Origin of the sequence: Aquicella siphonis (assembly GCF_902459485.1) — a bacterium.
In the GTDB taxonomy this organism is placed as follows: Bacteria; Pseudomonadota; Gammaproteobacteria; order DSM-16500; family DSM-16500; genus Aquicella; species Aquicella siphonis.
In genome coordinates this window covers 1,113,553-1,132,409 of the sequence record NZ_LR699119.1, presented here as the reverse complement: position 1 = coordinate 1,132,409, position 18,857 = coordinate 1,113,553, and the positions used below count along the sequence as shown (strand labels likewise).

The 18,857-nt window shown below is 46.8% G+C and carries 16 protein-coding genes and 1 tRNA gene; 5 read left to right on the top strand and 12 right to left on the bottom strand.

Annotated elements, in window-relative coordinates; genetic code table 11:
• Positions 1-6 precede the first annotated feature (6 nt).
• The 5 genes from lon to AQULUS_RS05290 form a co-directional block, all read right to left on the bottom strand.
• Entirely contained in the window at positions 7-2,436 is a 2,430-nt protein-coding gene (gene lon / locus AQULUS_RS05310) for an endopeptidase La (protein ID WP_148339054.1), read from the bottom strand.
• A 62-nt stretch (positions 2,437-2,498) separates the two neighbouring features.
• The gene (gene clpX, locus AQULUS_RS05305; RefSeq protein ID WP_148339053.1) at positions 2,499-3,785 is read right to left on the bottom strand and encodes an ATP-dependent Clp protease ATP-binding subunit ClpX; all 1,287 of its coding nucleotides are present in this window, start codon (positions 3,783-3,785) and stop codon (positions 2,499-2,501) included.
• 75 nt (positions 3,786-3,860) lie between these two features.
• The gene (clpP, locus tag AQULUS_RS05300) at positions 3,861-4,490 is read right to left on the bottom strand and encodes an ATP-dependent Clp endopeptidase proteolytic subunit ClpP (protein WP_148339052.1); all 630 of its coding nucleotides are present in this window, start codon (positions 4,488-4,490) and stop codon (positions 3,861-3,863) included.
• 36 nt (positions 4,491-4,526) lie between these two features.
• Positions 4,527-5,825, bottom strand: a complete 1,299-nt coding sequence (gene tig, locus AQULUS_RS05295; RefSeq protein WP_172622748.1) for a trigger factor — start codon at positions 5,823-5,825, stop codon at positions 4,527-4,529.
• 149 nt (positions 5,826-5,974) lie between these two features.
• Positions 5,975-6,056: transfer RNA gene (locus AQULUS_RS05290), tRNA-Leu, on the bottom strand.
• A gap of 163 nt (positions 6,057-6,219) precedes the next feature.
• Here AQULUS_RS05290 and AQULUS_RS05285 point away from each other — a divergent pair.
• Positions 6,220-7,575 carry a PI-PLC domain-containing protein gene (locus tag AQULUS_RS05285; RefSeq protein ID WP_148339050.1) on the top strand — a complete coding sequence of 452 codons (1,356 nt, stop codon included), beginning with the start codon at positions 6,220-6,222 and terminating at the stop codon, positions 7,573-7,575.
• A 61-nt stretch (positions 7,576-7,636) separates the two neighbouring features.
• Here the strand turns inward: AQULUS_RS05285 and AQULUS_RS05280 are convergent, their stop codons facing one another.
• Positions 7,637-8,200 (bottom strand): peptide deformylase, encoded by a 564-nt coding sequence (locus AQULUS_RS05280; RefSeq protein ID WP_148339049.1) that lies wholly within the window; start codon positions 8,198-8,200, stop codon positions 7,637-7,639.
• A gap of 77 nt (positions 8,201-8,277) precedes the next feature.
• Positions 8,278-9,222 (bottom strand): methyltransferase domain-containing protein, encoded by a 945-nt coding sequence (locus tag AQULUS_RS05275; RefSeq protein ID WP_148339048.1) that lies wholly within the window; start codon positions 9,220-9,222, stop codon positions 8,278-8,280.
• 123 nt (positions 9,223-9,345) lie between these two features.
• Here AQULUS_RS05275 and AQULUS_RS05270 point away from each other — a divergent pair, with 123 nt between their 5' ends.
• Positions 9,346-9,876, top strand: coding sequence for a CC0125/CC1285 family lipoprotein (locus AQULUS_RS05270; protein WP_148339047.1), 531 nt, complete (start codon positions 9,346-9,348; stop codon positions 9,874-9,876).
• Positions 9,877-9,922: 46 nt separating this feature from the next.
• On the opposite strand, the gene AQULUS_RS05265 is transcribed toward AQULUS_RS05270, so the two are convergent.
• The gene (locus tag AQULUS_RS05265) at positions 9,923-10,291 is read right to left on the bottom strand and encodes a hypothetical protein (protein ID WP_148339046.1); all 369 of its coding nucleotides are present in this window, start codon (positions 10,289-10,291) and stop codon (positions 9,923-9,925) included.
• 209 nt (positions 10,292-10,500) lie between these two features.
• On the opposite strand from AQULUS_RS05265, the gene AQULUS_RS05260 reads away from it, so the two are divergent.
• A complete protein-coding gene (locus AQULUS_RS05260) occupies positions 10,501-11,334 on the top strand; it encodes an oxidoreductase (RefSeq protein ID WP_148339045.1) in 834 nt (277 codons plus the stop codon).
• Between the two features lie 140 nt (positions 11,335-11,474).
• The gene (locus AQULUS_RS05255; protein WP_148339044.1) at positions 11,475-12,044 is read left to right on the top strand and encodes an HdeD family acid-resistance protein; all 570 of its coding nucleotides are present in this window, start codon (positions 11,475-11,477) and stop codon (positions 12,042-12,044) included.
• A gap of 75 nt (positions 12,045-12,119) precedes the next feature.
• Here AQULUS_RS05255 and AQULUS_RS05250 read toward each other — a convergent pair whose 3' ends face one another.
• Positions 12,120-12,557, bottom strand: a complete 438-nt coding sequence (locus AQULUS_RS05250) for an FKBP-type peptidyl-prolyl cis-trans isomerase (RefSeq protein ID WP_408608949.1) — start codon at positions 12,555-12,557, stop codon at positions 12,120-12,122.
• Positions 12,558-12,908: 351 nt separating this feature from the next.
• Complete coding sequence (locus AQULUS_RS05245) at positions 12,909-16,115, bottom strand: pentapeptide repeat-containing protein (RefSeq protein ID WP_148339042.1); 3,207 nt, start codon at positions 16,113-16,115, stop codon at positions 12,909-12,911.
• Positions 16,116-16,674: 559 nt separating this feature from the next.
• Between AQULUS_RS05245 and AQULUS_RS05240 the strand changes: the two genes are divergently transcribed.
• A complete protein-coding gene (locus AQULUS_RS05240; RefSeq protein ID WP_148339041.1) occupies positions 16,675-17,238 on the top strand; it encodes a L,D-transpeptidase in 564 nt (187 codons plus the stop codon).
• 189 nt (positions 17,239-17,427) lie between these two features.
• Here AQULUS_RS05240 and AQULUS_RS05235 read toward each other — a convergent pair whose 3' ends face one another.
• Both AQULUS_RS05235 and AQULUS_RS05230 read right to left on the bottom strand, forming a co-directional pair.
• Complete coding sequence (locus AQULUS_RS05235) at positions 17,428-18,408, bottom strand: magnesium transporter CorA family protein (RefSeq protein ID WP_148339040.1); 981 nt, start codon at positions 18,406-18,408, stop codon at positions 17,428-17,430.
• 176 nt (positions 18,409-18,584) lie between these two features.
• Positions 18,585-18,848, bottom strand: a complete 264-nt coding sequence (locus AQULUS_RS05230; protein ID WP_148339039.1) for a hypothetical protein — start codon at positions 18,846-18,848, stop codon at positions 18,585-18,587.
• Between the last annotated feature and the right edge of the window lie 9 nt (positions 18,849-18,857).

The window sequence follows — 18,857 nt, the reverse complement described above, 5'->3', positions numbered from 1 at the left end:
TGGTTATCAATGAGAACTGATACGATCACTCTTGCGGACTTTCTCTTTCTTTCCAACCCCGACTAACGGCGCTTTAAGTTTTTTATTCTTGCGCGGCAACCGCTGGGGATATCCATTTATAGCCAGCCCCAGCACTTCATCAATCCAGCGCACCGGCTTGATCGATAAATCCTGTTTGATATTGTCAGGAATTTCCTTCAAGTCCTTGACGTTCTCAACCGGGATGATCACATTCTTGATGCCGCTGCGATGAGCAGCAAGTAATTTTTCCTTGACGCCGCCTATAGGCAAGACTTCTCCCCTTAAGGTGATTTCGCCTGTCATCGCATAATCGGCACGCACTGGCAGATTGGTAAGTACTGATACCAGCGCCGTGCACATGCTGATACCTGCACTGGGACCATCCTTGGGTGTCGCGCCTTCAGGCACGTGAATATGAATATCATGTTTATCAAAAAAGTTTTTGGGAACACCCAGCAGCGCAGAGCGGGCTCTGACTACGGATAACGCCGCCTGTATGGATTCTTGCATGACTTCGCCCAGTTGGCCGGTATAAATGGTTTTGCCTTTTCCAGGCAGCACGATGGCTTCTATACTCAACAATTCGCCACCCACTTCCGTCCACGCCAACCCCTTGACTTGTCCGATTTGATCCTGCTGCTCTGCGATATCATAACGGAACCTTCTTACGCCCAGGTAGTGATCAAGGTCATCTGGCTCCACGCGCGCGTTTCTGTCTTTGGTTTTCAGCAAGACTTCTTTTACTACCTTGCGGCAGATTTTGGAAATCTCGCGCTCCAGATTACGCACACCCGCTTCACGGGTATAATAACGAATAATGTTTTGCACAGTTTCAGACGGAATTTCGATTTCATCTTTCTTTAATCCGGCAGCTTCGATCTGCTTGGGTATCAGGTGACGCACTGCGATATTAACTTTTTCATCTTCCGTGTAACCCGGTATGCGAATGACTTCCATGCGGTCTCGCAGTGCGGGTGGAATATCCAGAGTATTTGCGGTCGCCATGAACATGATACTGGAAAGATCATAATCCACTTCCAGGTAATGGTCATTGAATGCGTGATTTTGTTCGGGATCCAGAACCTCCAGTAATGCAGAGGCAGGATCGCCGCGAAAATCCATAGACATCTTGTCTACTTCATCCAAAAGAAAGAGAGGATTGTTCACACCAACCTTAGCAAGTTTCTGGATGATTTTACCCGGCATGGCGCCGATATAGGTACGTCTGTGGCCGCGAATTTCAGCCTCATCGCGTACACCACCCAATGACATGCGTACAAACTTACGTCCGGTTGCATTGGCAATGGATTGACCCAATGAAGTTTTGCCCACGCCGGGCGGCCCCACCAGGCATAAAATCGGACCTTTGAGCTTTTTAACTCGTTTTTGCACCGCGAGATATTCAATGATACGTTCCTTGACTTCTTTCAAACCGTAATGCTCTTCTTCAAGAATTTCTTCCGCGGTTGACAGATCAATACGCGCAGAACTACGCTTGCTCCATGGAAGAGATAACATCGCATCCAGGTAATTGCGCGAAACCGTGGCTTCCGCGGACTGCATGGGCATGGCTTTCAGCTTGTTCAGTTCTGCCTCGCATTTTTCCCGCGCCTCGGGCGACATGCCTGCTTGTTCAATTTTCTTGGCCAGCGCTTCGAACTCGTTGGGTATATTTTCAATTTCATTCAATTCTTTTTGAATAGCCTTGATCTGTTCATTCAGATAATACTCGCGCTGGGTTTTTTCCATTTGCCGCTTGACGCGCCCACGGATTTTTTTCTCCACCTGCAGCAAGTCGATTTCGTTTTCCAGCAACGCCATCAGCTTTTCCAGCCGCTTTGGCAGGCTGGCAATTTCAAGCAGTTTCTGTTTCTCATCCAGCTTGATGCTGAGATGCGCCGCGATTGTGTCACCCAGTCTTCCGCCATCTTCAATAGCCAATATAGATGCCATTATTTCAGCTGGAATTTTACGGTTCAATTTAACATATTGCTCAAACTGGGATTTCAGCGACCGGACAAAAATTTCGACTTCGCGGTCATTAATGTTCTTATCTTCCAGCAGTTCAACATCGGCGAGAAAATATTCCTGATTTTCCACAAACTTGGTGATGGAACCACGTTTGACGCCTTCTACTAATACCTTGACCGTGCCGTCAGGCAGTTTCAGTAATTGCAAGACCGTTGCGAGTGTCCCTACTTGATAAATGGTTTTTTCACTGGGCTGGTCTTCTGTGGCATTCTTTTGTGAAACCAGTAGAATCTGCTTGTCAGCTGCCATAGCCACTTCAAGCGCCTTGATAGAACGCTCTCTGCCGACAAAAAGCGGCACAACCATATAGGGATAAACAACCACATCCCGCAAGGGTAAAACAGGTATACTCAGGTTAGTTGCATCAGTTGGAATGGATGCCATGGGCTGCTCCGTCTGCAAAAGTTATTCTGTTGCTCTTTAATATCTAAAGTATAAGCCGTTATTCACTTTTCTGCTGCTGATTGTTGTTCCGGGCTTTCATAGATGATGATGGGTTTGGTTTCACCATGTATTGCAGCCTCATCAATAATCACTTTGGAGACATGCGTCAAGGAAGGAAGTTCATACATAATATCGAGTAATGCTTTTTCAAGAATGGAGCGCAACCCCCTGGCACCGGTTTTCTTTTCCACACAGCGCTCGGCGATTGCCTGCAGGGCGGCGTCACGAAACTCTAGCGCCACGCCTTCCATTTCAAATAACTTACGATATTGTTTAATCAAAGCATTTTTAGGTTCGGTCAGAATGCTAACCAGCGCATCCTTATCCAGTTCTTCTAACGTCGCCACAACTGGCAACCTGCCTATCAATTCCGGGATCAAGCCATATTTAATCAAGTCTGAAGGCTCTACTTCGCGCAGCACATCACCGATAGTCTTGGCATCTTCTTTACCGTGGATTTCAGCAGAGAATCCGATACCCGACTTTTCAGACCTGTCACGTATCACTTTTTCCAGCCCTGCGAAAGCACCGCCGCAGATAAACAGAATATTTCGCGTATCCACCTGGATGAATTCCTGCTGCGGATGCTTTCTGCCGCCCTGGGGAGGAACAGAGGCAATCGTTCCTTCAATGAGTTTCAATAAAGCCTGCTGCACCCCTTCACCCGACACATCGCGTGTGATGGATGGGTTTTCTGACTTACGGGAAATCTTGTCGATTTCATCGATATAGACAATACCCATTTGTGCCTTGGAAACATCATATTCACAGCGCTGAAGCAGTTTTTGAATAATACTTTCAACGTCTTCACCCACATACCCTGCTTCAGTCAGGGTAGTTGCATCCGCTATGACAAACGGCACGTTCAATAACCGGGCCAGCGTTTCCGCCATCAAGGTTTTGCCGCTGCCTGTGGGACCGATCAGCAAGATATTGCTTTTGTTCAATTCCACTTCGTCTGGAGTGTGGTGAGTACGCAGGCGCTTGTAATGATTGTAAACAGCGACAGAAAGGACTTTTTTAGCCTGAGTCTGCCCGATGACATATTCATCCAGGGTTTTTCTGATTTCGGTTGGTGCCGGAAGTCTTGGCAAGGCATCCGCAGGTGTTACCTGTTTGTCTTCACGGCTCTCTTCATTAATGATGTCGTTACAAAGTGCTACACATTCATCACACACATAAACCGATGGCCCTGCAATGAGTTTCCGCACTTCGTGCTGACTCTTGCCGCAAAATGAACAGTGGAATACTTTATCTTTTCCACTATTGCCACGCTGGTCATTACTCATAAGACAAAGCCTCTTCAGTTATATCCCTATAGGGATGAATTTCGAAATATCAACTGATTGCCCATATTTATATTATTACTTCTTATTTGTGCGGTAATCGAGGATTTTATCTATGATGCCGTATTCCTGAGCCCTATTTGCGCTCATAAAATGATCCCTATCTGTATCTTTAGATATAATATCAACAGGTTGGCCGGTATGCTTAGCCAGAATTTCATTTAATCGGGCACGGATTTTCAGGGTTTCCTCGGCATGTATGGCGATATCCGATGCCTGCCCCTGAACACCGCCCAGCGGCTGATGAATCATGACGCGAGCGTTGGCAAGGCAATATCTTTTTCCAGGTGCGCCTCCGGCGAGCAGCAGCGCTCCCATACTGGCCGCCTGGCCTACACACATGGTACTTACGTCCGGCTTGATAAACTGCATGGTGTCGTAAATTGCCAAGCCAGCGGTAACTACCCCGCCAGGCGAATTGATATAAATAGAAATATCCTTGTCCGGATTTTCTGACTCCAGGAACAGCAGCTGGGCGACGATCAGGTTAGCCACATAATCATCAATCGGGCCGCCCAAGAAAATGACGCGATCCTTAAGCAGTCTTGAGTAAATATCGAATGCACGCTCACCGCGCGCGGTTTGCTCTACCACCATAGGAACCAGATTAGAGGCAAGCGAAAAACGATTCATCATATTCTCAGACATATGCAATCCTTAACTTGATTAAGTGTATGACCCAAATTATGAACGGATACCTTTCAGCTCAGCATAACTGATCGGTTTTTCGGTGACTGTCACCCCATCCATGAGTTTTTCCATCACCTGGTCTTCCATCACCTGTGCTTCTATACCTGGACGGCGTTCATTTGATGATAACCAGTCAATAACTTCCTGGGGACTTTCATATGCAGAGGCAATTTCCCTGATGCGGATATTGACGCGCTCACTATCAGCTGTCAGTTTGTTCTGCTTTGCATATTCAGCAATCAATAAGCCGAGTGCAACACGTTTTTTGGCAATATCATTGAATGCCGTCATTTCATCATCGGAATGCTGATGATGATCATGGTGCTGGTGCTGAGGGTAAATTTCATCATGTATATTCTTGGCCTCACGAGCAATCATCGAGCTGGGAACATCTAGTGGATTTTGCTCCAGCAACTGTCGAAAGATCTGCTCCTTAAGCTTTTCCTTAACCAGCCGGTCACGTTCCTGCTCCAGTGACTGCCTGATTTGTGACTGCAAGTCTTCATCCTTGCCGCTCTTAATTCCCAGATTCTTGATAAACTGTTCGTCCAGCGCCGGTGTTTCCGCTTCCAATACTTTTTTAACCTGGACAACAAAATCCACCGCTTTTCCAGCGCGTTCAGGAACGCCAAAGTCCGCGGGAAAACTCAGATTCAATCTGCGCTCATCGCCTGCTTTCACACCTACCAGCCCGTCTTCAAAACCGGGAAGCATGACGTGACTGCCCAATTCCAGAGGGAAGTTTTGTATTTTGTTTTCCGTATCTTCCTTGCCTTCAAAAATCGCGTAATAGTCAATGACAAGACGGTCTTTAAGGACTGCGGCACGATCCACGGCTTTCCACTTGGTGTACTGTTTGATTAATTGTTCCACCACATGGCTTACATCCTCGGGTGTTACATCCACCTTGAGTTTTTCAACGCCATCCATTGAAAACCGGATGTTTTCAATTTCAGGCAATACTTCAAAAGAAGCGGTAAATTCCAAGGGCTGGTTTGGTGTCATGACCTTGGGTTCCACCCTGGGTGTATTGATAGGTTTGAGATTTTTTTCCGTAATGGCTTCATAAAGCGCACTTTGTATGACATCGCTCAAGGCTTCCTTACGGGCATCATCTCCAAAACGCTGTCTAATATAGGACATGGGAGCTTTGCCTGGACGAAATCCCTTGATATTCGCATTTTTGGCAAAACGATTGATTTGTATTGTATAAGCCTCTTCAACTTTGTCAGCAGGCACGACAATGGTCAGGCGACGTTCGACATTACTTACTTTTTCTACTGATACTTGCATGATATGACCCCAAAGAATCAAAATAAACCGTTCTATTGCCAAAATAATTAAAGGGACTTGCTCCGCGGAAGAGTATCCCATTTTACCGGCGTATTATATTGATAAATTCTATTCCTAACCAGAATTTTTAAAGAATTCAGAAAACCCATTGCGAAAGGAGAGACTCGAACTCTCACGGGTTACCCCACTGGAACCTAAATCCAGCGCGTCTACCAGTTCCGCCACTTTCGCCTGGCTTGGCTAAGCAAGAACTGCCATTTTTACTGTAGTTTTCAATTCCAATCAAGATGATTCTCGTGTTTTTTTACAACAATCAAACGGATAAAGAAGAAATTCTTGCTCGAATGGGTTATGATGGCCGCTACGGTATCCAGCTTTTTACAAGGATTTTAGAATGCCGCCAAGAATGACTCCCGCTGTCTATTTATCTCTCGCAGTTTGCCTGATTTATTCCGCGCCAGTTACGGCCGCACCCGTTCCAGATAACACCCGCCAGGCAAACAGCCCCTCCTGGACCAGCGAAGCCCTGCGGTTGCAGCGCGAAATTGACTTGCATGCGCCGCTGAATGAAGCGACTTTTATCGGCACCCATAATTCATACAATTCCAGGGCTTATGAAATCCCGCTGGTTCGTTATGTTGATCCCAATCATACCCTCTCTATATACGGTCAGCTTGAAGCCGGAATCAGAAGTATCGAGCTGGACGCGCATTGGACACTCACCAAGCGGTTATCAAAAGACATATTATTATGCCATGGGCAAGCGAATCATATTGGCTGCGGGGCGTTTGACAGAAATATCACTGAAGGTCTGGCCGAACTGCGAGATTGGCTAAAAAATAACCCTAACGAAATTGTATTACTTTACATAGAACGTCATCTTGACGGACACGAGCCGCGGCTTGCCGCACGACTCGATCAATTCCTGGGCGACTTCATCTTTAAACCCGCCTCGGTCAGGCCTAAAGACAACGCTGCCAAATCCTGCGTTCCACTGCCTTCCTCTCTGACCAAGGCTGATATTTTGAGCACAGGCAAGCAGCTCATCATCATGGTAAGAGGCTGCGATGGCGACAATCCGCGTTATGAAGAACAGACAACCTATAAACAAATCTGGAACGATCTGGTTTTTGCAGGCGCCGGAACAACGCACGCACATCCATATGATTGGTATGAAAGCAAAATAGGTGATTTCTCCCCCTACCCGGATTGCAGCAAATCAACTCTCTTTGCAACAGATTACAATCACAAGAGTCTGTGGCGCTTTTTTGAAGACAGAACCCGATTATCCAGCGTGCTTGAGCCACAAAAAAAACTGGAAACAAGTGATATGCGTGAACTCATGCGCTGCGGTATCAATTGGCCGACCATGGATATGTTAACAGCCAACGATCCCCGTCTGCGCGCCGCTATTTGGAGCTGGGCACCGGATTATCCTCACGAAGGACAAGGCCAGTGCACGAAATATGAAGCAGGCACAGGCATTAAAAATATCGCTTGCGAAGAACCCCTGCCCGCTTTTGCATGCAGAGACACGACTTCAGGATCATGGACAGTCGTAAACTCAGCCGCAGACTGGTCATCAGGAAATACCTTGTGTCCCTCTCTGGCGGGTAAAACCTGGCGCTTCGCCGCACCGGTAAACGGCAGCCAGATGGAAGCCTTGAAACTTGCCATGAACAACCAGGGAATAACAGAAGTCGGTTTGAACTACAAAGAAGTGAACCCCGGACATTGGATTGCCGGCTGACAAGAAGATTCCGATATTTCGCACTGGAAAAAGTCGAGTGCAGAAAAGCAATCAAAGTCTGTCAGCCTTGTTTGCTTTCGCTCAATCTGATTTTCATCATGTCATCAAAATTGCCGCGGCGACAGTCGGACTGAAATAAATCGACATACAACTCACCATTCAAATGCCCCACTTCATGTTGAATCAGCCTGGCCAAAAAGCCGCGCGCGGTTCCAGTGATAAGCATTCCATCTTCCCGGTAAGCCTGGTACTCTATCTCGGTGTACCGGTACACCTCTCCCATCAGACCCGGCACCGAATAACAACCCTCCCAATCCTTGTTCTTGCTCTCATCCACAGGTGCATAAGATGGATTAATCAATACCGTTGGCGGCAGTGTGTCATAAACATCCTTGCGGATTTGCCTGGCTTCGGGCGGAACCTGAATGATAATAATTCTCAGAGCCTTGCCAACCTGGGTTGCCGCAAGTCCGGCAGGCTTCCCGAACGGGCTCTTCAAATTATCAAAATAATGTTTTAATTCCTGAATGAACTGCATGACATCTGCATTCAGCGGAAAAACAATCTCTCTGGCAGGGTGACGCAACACCTCATGATTCATTTGTTCTATGGTAACAAGCTGCATAACAACTCCTGAAAATCATGGCACAGTTCAATAGACGTTCCTGGCCCTATCACTTTCTGCATTCTTGAAGGAATCGATCAGGATTTATGGGCGATAACCGTGGGAAACAGATGCGCATCATCGTAAATGAATTCAATGCCGCGAAAGCCTGCCGCTTCCAGCTGCGTACGGGTTTGCGCCGAAGAACGATAACAGCGCCATTTAGCCTCAAGAATGTCGACAAAAATAATTTTTTGCAGCAATAAATCCTGTTGATTAATCTGCTCCAGCCGCCATTCACAATCCTCTCCTGACTGCGGGGCAAATGTCAGAAAGCTGGTGACCAGCTTGCCGCCGGGTTTGAGCGCCGTATAAAACTGGCGATATAACTCGGTGACTTTGACTTCATCCTCTTCATAAATATTCAATCCATTACTCGATATCAGATCGAACTCATCCCGCAAATGCAATTGCCATGCATCACCTTGCATCAGCTGCGTAAAATGCGACAGACCCAGTTTCTCCGCCAGTGCATGCGCATCTGAGAGCGCGGCAGCATCATAGTCGATGCCGATTAATTCAATCTGATTAATACCGGCATAATCAAGGTATAAAAGCTCGCCCAGGCTGCCGGAAGGGATGCATGCAAGTCGGGCATGGTTTTTGACCGCTTTCTGATTTTCACTCAAAAAGTGCATGAAACGCTGCTGCGTAGCCAGCATGGTGGGCGCGCGGTCCAGGATAAATTTTTCCAGATCATGCAGCGGCTGGCCGTATTGATTCTTTCCCGTCACCCGGCCGCGCCACGGATGTGTAAGCATATAATGTGTCCAGTATCCATTAATGCCCTGATTCTGGAGCAGAAACTGTCCGAATTCGAATTGGCTGAGCTGTTCCAGCAATTCCAGCTGACGCGCGACACTGACATAGGGCTTGTCACCTTCCCGTCTGATTCTGGCGGCGTGACGTTCGATAGTTTCTGCCAGAGGTTCTGATGAAACTGAATGTGATTTCAATGCGCGTTGGTCAAGACTGCCAGACATGGACTTTCCTCATAGATGACTAATAGGTTGCATATAAATATCGCTAACCCGCATGGCAAGTCAACTATAAAACCCTTCTTTGGTGTTACAATATGTTTATCATCAATGGATAAGGTGATCAGGATGTTAACTTCCAGATTATATGGGCTTTTGTTATTGTCTGCCGTATTGGCTGGATGTGCGACAGGCTATGGGCCGGCGGGAGAAGTAGGCGGGTTTGAGTACGGTGGATACACAGACCAGCGGATTGACGAAAACACTGTTGTCGTCACATTCAGAGGTAACAGCAGCACCAGCGGAAGCACCGCTTACACTTATTTGCTCTATCGCTGCGCACAAGTGACGCTTTCCAATGGATATGATTACTTTATTATCATATCCAGCTCCAATTCTTCCATGAATCTGAATATCAAAACGCGCCCCACCACCTATTCCAGCGGTTTGACCAATCCTCCTAAGTTATACACAACTTACTATTATCCTGAACAATATCAATCCATGTCCATGATGAATACAGCGACACCGGGTTATTACCCCAATCAACACGGAGCCGTAGCCGTGATAAAAATGTTTAGCGGAAAAGCACCAGCCCACAAGCCCAGAGTCTATGTAGCGCGGGATGTCATCGCCCACCTGGGTCCTGCCGCGTTTTAGCAATGGAATAGCGCGCTGACTGGCAACAGCTGCCGCCGGCTGCCAATCAATAATGAAATCCATTACTCATGCGATAATGATTATTGATGATGCCGAGAACCTGGTCGGAATCCTGCTGCGACAGTGAAACACGCACATAACCGTCCAATCCAGTCATGGGCACGTAAACAAAACCTCTGATGGTATTGTCTTGCGGGTTAGCCGCTGCATTTATGGCACGAAAACAGATATGCCAGGTAATCCCCTGTTCCGTTTTAGCACTGTAACGGTTCGCAAGAGGATGCACTTTTTCCGCGCCTGCCAAGGCTGCCTGAAGAGCCTGCGGATATAATGGATTGGCAATGTCCGTAATATCTACCAGCGTCTTGATGTCCAATGAACTCCAGACCGCCGGGTCGTAAAAAAGTCTAAACATGCCTGTACCCCGGTTCATGTTAAGCAGTTATTATCATAGTCATATCTTTTTAGTCATATCTTTTATGCTGATATTTTAATATAAATAAATTATATAAGATTAAGGTTTTATTAATAATTTTTATATTTATAAAGCCAGTTAACCTCATCCCGGCGCCCAGATGCTAAAATTAAAGATATCTGAGAAGAACATCTAAAGGAGGCCGTGTCATGTCCGCTGAAAAAGTCTGGTTTATCACTGGGTGTTCTTCGGGTTTTGGCAGAGAGATTGCCAAGCAGGCGCTTGCAACAGGAGCCAAAGTTGTCATTACAGCCAGGAACATAAACGACATCGCGGGTTTCAGAAATGAATATCCCGACAGAGTATTGCTTTTGAGTCTGGATGTGACCAACCCGGAACAGATCAGGGAAGCGATAGCCGAGACCATTAAAAAATTCAGCCGCATCGATGTTCTCGTGAATAACGCAGGATATGGAATCGTTGGCGCTATCGAAGAAATTCCCGAAGCGGAAGTGCGTAAAATTTTCGACACCAACTTTTATGCCGTTCTCAACCTGACACGCGCCGCCCTGCCTTTCATGCGTAAACAGAAATCCGGGCATATCGTGAATATGTCATGCGCGGGCGGGATCATCTCGACACCGTTTCTGGGAATTTATAACGCGAGTAAATTTGCACTTGAAGGCATGTCGGAAGCGCTGGCACAAGAACTGGACCCGCTGGGAATACATGTCACCCTGATTGAATCAGGCCCATTACGCACCAAATTCCTGGAACATTCCCTGCTGAAATTTGACGGTATTGAAGATTATAATGAACAACGAAACCTGCTGCTCAACGCTCTGGATCATTACAAGGGAAACCAGCCAGGCGATCCTGAGAAAATCGCACAAACCATCATTCAGGTAGTCGCGAATCCAGTGCCGCCATTACATCTGCCGCTGGGCAAGTTCGCCTATGAGCGGATACGGGAAAAAATCTCTACTCTTTCCGATACCATGTCATCATGGGAAGCTGTAGCGATTGACACAGACTACAAATAGACGCCAGCTGCCAGTCTGCTTCGCCTGACAATCAGCCGTAAAGAGACCTGGACTGCCTCACCACAGCCGCGTGAGGAGGATATTTATCATTTAAACGAATATGGTATAGTGTACCAGTACCATTTTAAAAGGATTTAGACATGGGATTATCGTCGCGAATTACTGATCAATACTTGCTGGCGTTTGGCAAAAACTGGGTGTGGTTTTTATTATGGGGCATCGCCATCGCCGTTTTAGGATTGTTTGCTATCAGCGCCACCGCCCTCACGACCCTGATCACCGTTATCACGCTTGGCTTACTGCTAGTACTGGGCGGCGTAGTCGTCATCTTTGACGCTTTCACATTCTGGCGCGGCAAAGGCAGCGGGTTTTATCTACACGTCTTAATGGGCATCCTCTATTTGCTGGCAGGCAGCATACTCATTAAAAATCCGCTGGCCGGCTCCGTTTCGATCACCCTGCTTTTGGGCATAGCCTATATCATTCTGGGCTTGTTTCGCGTTATATATTCTCTGTCCATGCAAATGCTGCGCTGGGGCTGGAGCCTCTTTAACGGCATCATTACCCTGCTGCTAGGTATCTTGATCATGGCAAACTGGCCGGCTTCCAGTTTATTCATTATCGGATTGTTTGTTGGAATCGATCTGGTATTCTGCGGATGGGCTTATATCATGGTCGCAATTGCAGCAAGAAATTTTGTCAGCCGGTAAGCATTATCTGAAATTCAAATCTTCCTGAAAACATGCCCGCCTGGATTGAGCGGGCATTTTATTTCCTGGCTCAGATTATTTTTTCACACTCAGCAATTCAACTTTAAAAATCAGGGTCTCATTCGGTCCAATTACGGGGGGCGCACCGTATTCGCCGTAAGCGAGATTAGCAGGAATATATAACTCCCAGACAGACCCTGTTTTCATTAATTGCAAGGCTTCTGTCCAGCCGGCTATGACACCACTCACCGGAAACGTGGCAGGCTCACCGCGCTTGTAGGAGCTGTCAAATTCAGTTCCGTCAATTAACCTGCCGGCATAGTTAACCGTGACAGTATCGTTGGCGGTAGGTTTGGCGCCTGTGCCTTCCTTGATAATCTTGTATTGCAGGCCGTCCGGAAGTGTCACCACACCTGGCTTGTTTTTATTTTCATTTAGAAATGATGCGCCCGCCGTCGCATTTTTATCAATTGAGGATTGCATTTGCGTTTGACTCCCGTTCGTGGACGGCATGGATTGGCTTTCAGCCGCGTATGAATTCGCACACAGCATAGCAGATGCCGATATTGTCATGGCCAACAGTTTAAATTCGTATCCTTTACTCATGATTCACTCCTGATATGATTCCAGTGTCACAGATCAGCGTTATAAAACAGCCAGCTCAAGACTGATACACCTGCGCCGGCGAAGCAATCATACCTTGAACAGCGCGGATTTCCTAGCTGTTCAAACAGACGCGCTCATGACCTGAGGAATCTCACAACTAACCACAAGAATAAACCGTGTCTGCTGAAAAACGAGACTGTTCATTGAACTGTCTCGAAAAAACACGCCCGGCCTTCTCCTGCCGGACGTGTTTCACACTTATGAAAGCAAGCAAGAACCCGAAGTCCTATCATCAGGGAGGAAAACCGGTTTCGGTCTGCGCGCACCCGGACGGTTTGAGCTTGTCGATCCGCTTTGTTGCGGAGTGCCGGCAAACAGGGTCGGGCCTTGAGTATTTTGCGCTTGAACCGCGGGACGACGGCTTGCTCGCGTTGCTCCCCCCGATTGCTGCGGAGCGGCAGAATTCGCTTGCGCGAATAACCCCTGCCTGCCTTTGGGAGCAGCCAGCATAGCAGAAGCCGGTCTGTTTTCCTTTTCCTTTTCCTTTTCCTTTTCCTTGCCTTTATCGTTTTTCTTTTCTTTATCTACGACTTTCTCCTTCCCTTTTTCACAGGATTGCATTGAATGCTCTTGTTCGTCATCCAGCGGCAAAGCTGAACGTTCCTGTTGCACGCGCTCAGAAAGCACTCTGACTGCGGCAAGAGGAGAAGCCTGACGGCCTTTTTTATTTTTATGAATATCGGCGTAAACATAAGCACAAGCCAGTTCAAGCACTTCTATGGGCAGTGATGCCAAATGACTTTCGCCTTCGTGCGAATGCAATCCCAGCGCGTGCGTAACGGGAATCAATTTTTTAGCGCGATTGATCCTCTCGGAAGCAAACACATGTTCAATTAATTGTTTCTTGAGCGCATAGGCTTCCGCAATACATTTCACATCAGCGGGAGTATATATCCAGCCCGTACAAGTCGCGCTGCCATAATTGACATAAGGATCCAGCGGAACAAATGCTTCAAACGGCGTACTTCCATAACGGCCAAGATCAATATTGCAAACATTTCTACATTCACGCTTTTCGAAATCCAGGATGGCAATTGTGCACGACACACTTCCCTTACCCCCTGGACAATAGGTAATAAACAAATCACCCAGTTTGACTCTCACCTCGGTACGGCCATTACCGTCGAATATCACGAAATCTTCTTCTTCGTATAAATGGCTTTCCAGATCTTGCAATCCGATCTTCTGAAGCTTCCGAATATCAAACATGGCCCCATCAAATACTTCACTGGCATAACGTTTATCTCCATCCGTGTTTTCGGCACCCGCTACCTCAGGAAGGGTATCAACCAGAGAAGGCGGAAATTCCGTAGGAGTAAGCAGAACAGGGCTCAATAGACAGAGCAGATGCCATGTTTCCGCGCTGATGCCTAATGCTTCAGTAATCCTGGCTCTGGAATTTAATGACGGATCCTTATGGATACACTCCAAAAGCAATTTGAATTCTCGCGAAAATTCCCTACCATTGATTCGCGTTTCTTCCGGCCGGGTAACGCGTGCAACTGCATGAGGTCTTCCAGCCTGACGCACCGGCGCTGCTGGTGCCGCGGAGAGGGTCCCATTAAGAATTTTAAAAATACGCTCGAGAATTTCCGCTGCTTCTTTTTTTAATGGATGCTCAATCTTATCTTTCTGATGCGGACTTGGCTGGAGCCGGGACTTCAATTCCTGACATGCGTCATAAAAGGGAAATATCCCGACAATCGCTTTAGCGGGCTTGACAATGGCACATGCGGCCCCTAGTAATGCGATTTTCTCGGATTGATTAAGTTTATCTGATTGTTCAATTTGCGCAGCGATTTCTCGCAGCATTTGTTCCTGCAGTTTTCGCTGGCTGGCAGGCGAATGCTGTGAAATGTTTTTCTGGAATTGACGAAGATAAGCACGCAATGTGCTGACACTGTGCAGCGCCTCAGGATCAAGCAGATTGATTTGATGAATGAATGCCCATTCAAAGTCAGCGCGGCGCAGACTGTTGCCGCAAAGCCTGGAACCGGCAAGATTGGCCCTGCTGAAATTCGCTTCGCCCAGATCCGTAGTAGACAAATCTATTCCGCGCAAGAGAGCGCCGGTCAAATCAGTGTTGGTCAGACAGGCTCCCGACAGGTTCGCGCCCGTCAAATCGGCGTCGCGCAAAATGACACCACCCAGGTTAAGATGAGAAAAATCGATCCCGGCAAGGTTCATATAGCTAAAATCGACTCCCGCCAGCAAATTGACAAACCGCTGTGGATGATGCTCGTTTAGCAGACTGAGAAGACGGTCTTTATTGTCAGCAAACTTGTGCTGGACCATTCCGGAATCGCGATACCGCATGTCAGCCGTCTTGGTTAGAATATAATCAATTTCTTTTGTCGCCAACAAAATCAGTTCCAGATGCTGCCTGGTCGCATCATCCAAATCCAGTGATTCCATGGCCTGGTTTAAATTGTCAGGCAATGCGGCGCAATCCCTGGTCAGCGTGTAGCAAACAGCTTCTTCATTGGTTAACGGTTCTTTCGCCAGAACTTTCCGCTTTAAATCCTGATAACGCCGCGTACGCTGATAGAACGCGGTAAATTGATGGCCGGCAATACCGTCGAGGTGACTCAGATGACGGATGATAAAACCTGGCCGCGTAACAAACTCAATGACAGCATCAACAACACCGGTTTTGGTTTTGGAAATCAGTCTGGAATTCAACAAGTCAGTGAGGGGTAAAGTTTCCAGTATATTCATTAAGACTTCGTCGGGAAGCAGCAAAAATGCGTTTGATTCAGCTGCCGGTTCAGCCATATCATCATCTGTAGCTTCCGTTGCATCGGCCGTTAATGATGCGGCATCACTGTCAGTCTCGCGTGCCTCTTGCTCTACTTCGGGATGCATGCGTTTCATAATGCTGTGAAGTGTCTCTTTGATCAGTCTGATTTCAACGATAATACTTTTATCATGGTATTGTCTTTCCGAATCCCGGTCATTAATGTGATTGACAACATAATCAATTTTTTCCTTGATAAGGCTGATGAGTTTATTCAAATGCGCGAGATCAAACGCCTGGTCAGCATCGGCGGCCACATTGACAATGCCGGCATTTTCCAGCATGCAACGTCCAACGGCATTCAAATCAATATCAGAATCATTTAACTCATCCAGAAAATCTTGCAGCTTAGGCTGCAATTCTATGACCGCATAATGATACCGATCCGCAATCTGGCCGGAAGAAAAAATATCCGTGTTCTTGCCGGTTGGAATAACATGATCTTCAAAAAAATCATTCAAAGCTAAGAGCTGGGCAAACAGTGTTTTGGCTTTTTCCCTCAACCATTGTTCTTTATATTTTCTCTGCTGTTCCATTCTGATCAGTCTTAATTGCTCCTGAGGGTTGAGAGTTGGGGGACTGTTTTCCTGTTGGCTCTTTCTTTGCATGGAGGACCTCGTGTGTTAATTGTAAAGGTTATCAATAACCACCCATGGGGCAGGTTATATAATTAGATATAAGTTACCGCGCAAACGATATTGTGATTATTTTTTGTGCGGCGTAGTGTACTTGTAATAAATTAAGGTAATCTTAAAGCAAATCAGATAATCCTCTTGCCGGAAGAATGGGCGGCAGGCATAGGAATGAGCGCCGTGATGACAGATGTCAAGAATGACAACAGGCTAAAATAGCCTATTATCCAAGCTTTATGCGGATTAATTTTAATTAATTACATTAAATTATCAACCTAATTGCATAATCAATAGAAGATATTTTCAGGCAGGAATATGATAAAACCTTATTATGCGACGTGCCGCAATGATTGCCGCACCCATGATTAACCCTACAGGTCTTCTCACGCTGCGCTTATCTGAATAGATATCTTTCAATTCAATCCTAATTGCCCAGATAAACCATATGCAATATCAATTTAATTACTCCTAATAAACCACACTTCTGATTTTGAGCTACAATGAGAGTGTATAAAAAGAAAAAGGAGTGCTTGATATGCGAAATGCTGGATCCGGTTTTCCGCAATTGGCATTGCTTACCGTCGCAGCTCTCACCCTAAGCGCCTGCTCGTCCATGTCATCCGACATGTCATCAGACGGCGGCTCCATGTATTCATATAATGCACCAGCAGATTATTCATCGCGATTACCCGCTCAAATTGAAACCCGGGAAAAGGTGGTGGTAGTCGATCCACGCGTGCACGCCTGGGGCGCTTATGACAAAGACGGGAGCCTAGTCCGCTCGGGACTCGCCACAGCAGGATCAAGCTGGTGTCCTGACATAGGCCGACCCTGCAAGACCTCCGCCGGCCATTTTCGCGTGAATTCCCTAGGTTCTGCTGATTGCAAGTCCAAGATCTTTCCCATTCCCAAAGGCGGCGCACCCATGCCTTACTGCATGTTCTTTCATGGCGGCCAGGCTTTGCACGGGGTACATGAAGGTGAAGTGGTGGAAGGCAATATAAGCCACGGCTGCGTGCGCTTGCATGTATCTGACGCCGAATGGCTGCGATTCAACTTTGTCAATGTCGGCACCAAGGTAATCGTCAGACCCTATTAGACAGGCGTGTGAAGGCATACTGAAACAGCTGCCTTATCACAATCAGGCGTCCAGCCCGCACCGGACGCCCGGTTTCCGGAATAGCAGAACCGGATACCGACGGATTGATAGTCCGAATTGAAAACATGGATGAAAAACAGATTGCGGATGGAGCATTGATGACCGCAGCCGCAAGACAAGCACGCACGGTCAAAGCCACTTCTTTTTTCTGAAGAGAAAGATCAGGAAGAAACAGCATAAAAACATCAGAAACAACGCCCAGAAATAGCCATATCTCCATTGCAGTTCCGGCATCCAGTGAAAATTCATTCCATATATTCCCGCGATAAGCGTCATGGGCAGAAAAATGGCGGCAAATGCCGTCAACACCTTCATGGATTCATTCATTTGCTGCATCAAGGCGTTATCAATTTGATCCAGCGTGCCATTAAGAATATCGCGAATGGCATCCGCTTCTCCGACAATCATTTGACTGTGGTCAAACAAATTCATGAGTGATACGCGGCATTGCTCGGACACGACCGGAATTTTCCGCCCTGAAATCCGCATTAATATGTCCCTGAGCGCGGTGGAATACCGTTTGATTTTCATTACCTGCTTTTTCATGTACATGACATCATTGTAAGGATTATGCTCTGATTCACGCAGCTTTGTATCCAGCTTTTCTACAAATAATTCAAAATCAAAAAGCACTTCCGAATAATCGTTAATCACATTATCCAGAATCAGAAACAGTATGAAACACGGTGTTTTTGCATATTTCAATGCCTTGGGGTAACTATGGGTGAATTCAGCCATCGCAGGAATAGGCTTGTCTGTTAGCGTCAGGCAATAACGCGAAGTCAGGTGAATGACCAGATTGCCCAGTTGAGCCTGATGCTTCCCATGCGCATTCCATGAAATAAGGGACTGCAGGCGTATAGTCAATGACTCGCCTGAATCCAGTAGCTTAGGCATGACTTCTTCGGTGCCGCATAACTGGATGACATCATCAGGCAAATGCAATTTTTCCGCGATCGACTTGAAATCATTAACTTTGGTCAGATCGCAATGCACCCAGTAAATTTTCGAGGAATCGCGCGACATCTGCTCCAACGAATCCACGCCCACAGGTTGGTATTTGTGGTTAGATATATCAAATTCCACAGCCATGGAATCAAGCAGTGTCATCAGCATCCTCACAACATCGCAGGAATTCCTCTAATCATTATCTTATTATATCACAATAAGACTAGTGCATGATTTTATTATGGATTTTTAATCATGCCGGCTTATTCAGCGCCGCGCATTCACCCGCAACGGCAGAATTGGCATCCACTCTGGCGCTGAAACAGTGATTCATATTTTTAATGACATCTTGCGGCACCAAGCATGGGGATGAACCGCTCTTTTTCGGCATACGCTTCTCGGAATAAATCATAAAACCGCTGGGTAACCGCATCACGCTTTCGCAAACCAAAAAAATCGAAACTATGAGGTTCGCTCGCCGTCAGGCCAATTTCGGCTATGGCATTAAAATGCAAGAGTGTCTGTCCGTCCTGCAATGCACTCGTGCAATGCGTATAAATTTTTGCGACATTGGCAGGCAGATAGACCATTGTCCCCTGCACGTTGACTTC

Coding starts and splice junctions, on each gene's coding strand:
- clpX (WP_148339053.1), bottom strand. CDS start 3,785: ATGAGTAATGACCAGCGTGGCAATAGTGGAAAAGATAAAGTATTCCAC.
- lon (WP_148339054.1), bottom strand. CDS start 2,436: ATGGCATCCATTCCAACTGATGCAACTAACCTGAGTATACCTGTTTTA.
- AQULUS_RS05260 (WP_148339045.1), top strand. CDS start 10,501: ATGTCCGCTGAAAAAGTCTGGTTTATCACTGGGTGTTCTTCGGGTTTT.
- clpP (WP_148339052.1), bottom strand. CDS start 4,490: ATGTCTGAGAATATGATGAATCGTTTTTCGCTTGCCTCTAATCTGGTT.
- AQULUS_RS05245 (WP_148339042.1), bottom strand. CDS start 16,115: ATGCAAAGAAAGAGCCAACAGGAAAACAGTCCCCCAACTCTCAACCCT.
- AQULUS_RS05235 (WP_148339040.1), bottom strand. CDS start 18,408: ATGACACTGCTTGATTCCATGGCTGTGGAATTTGATATATCTAACCAC.
- AQULUS_RS05275 (WP_148339048.1), bottom strand. CDS start 9,222: ATGTCTGGCAGTCTTGACCAACGCGCATTGAAATCACATTCAGTTTCA.
- AQULUS_RS05265 (WP_148339046.1), bottom strand. CDS start 10,291: ATGTTTAGACTTTTTTACGACCCGGCGGTCTGGAGTTCATTGGACATC.
- tig (WP_172622748.1), bottom strand. CDS start 5,825: ATGCAAGTATCAGTAGAAAAAGTAAGTAATGTCGAACGTCGCCTGACC.
- AQULUS_RS05255 (WP_148339044.1), top strand. CDS start 11,475: ATGGGATTATCGTCGCGAATTACTGATCAATACTTGCTGGCGTTTGGC.
- AQULUS_RS05280 (WP_148339049.1), bottom strand. CDS start 8,200: ATGCAGCTTGTTACCATAGAACAAATGAATCATGAGGTGTTGCGTCAC.
- AQULUS_RS05250 (WP_408608949.1), bottom strand. CDS start 12,557: ATGCCGTCCACGAACGGGAGTCAAACGCAAATGCAATCCTCAATTGAT.
- AQULUS_RS05270 (WP_148339047.1), top strand. CDS start 9,346: ATGTTAACTTCCAGATTATATGGGCTTTTGTTATTGTCTGCCGTATTG.
- AQULUS_RS05285 (WP_148339050.1), top strand. CDS start 6,220: ATGCCGCCAAGAATGACTCCCGCTGTCTATTTATCTCTCGCAGTTTGC.
- AQULUS_RS05240 (WP_148339041.1), top strand. CDS start 16,675: ATGCGAAATGCTGGATCCGGTTTTCCGCAATTGGCATTGCTTACCGTC.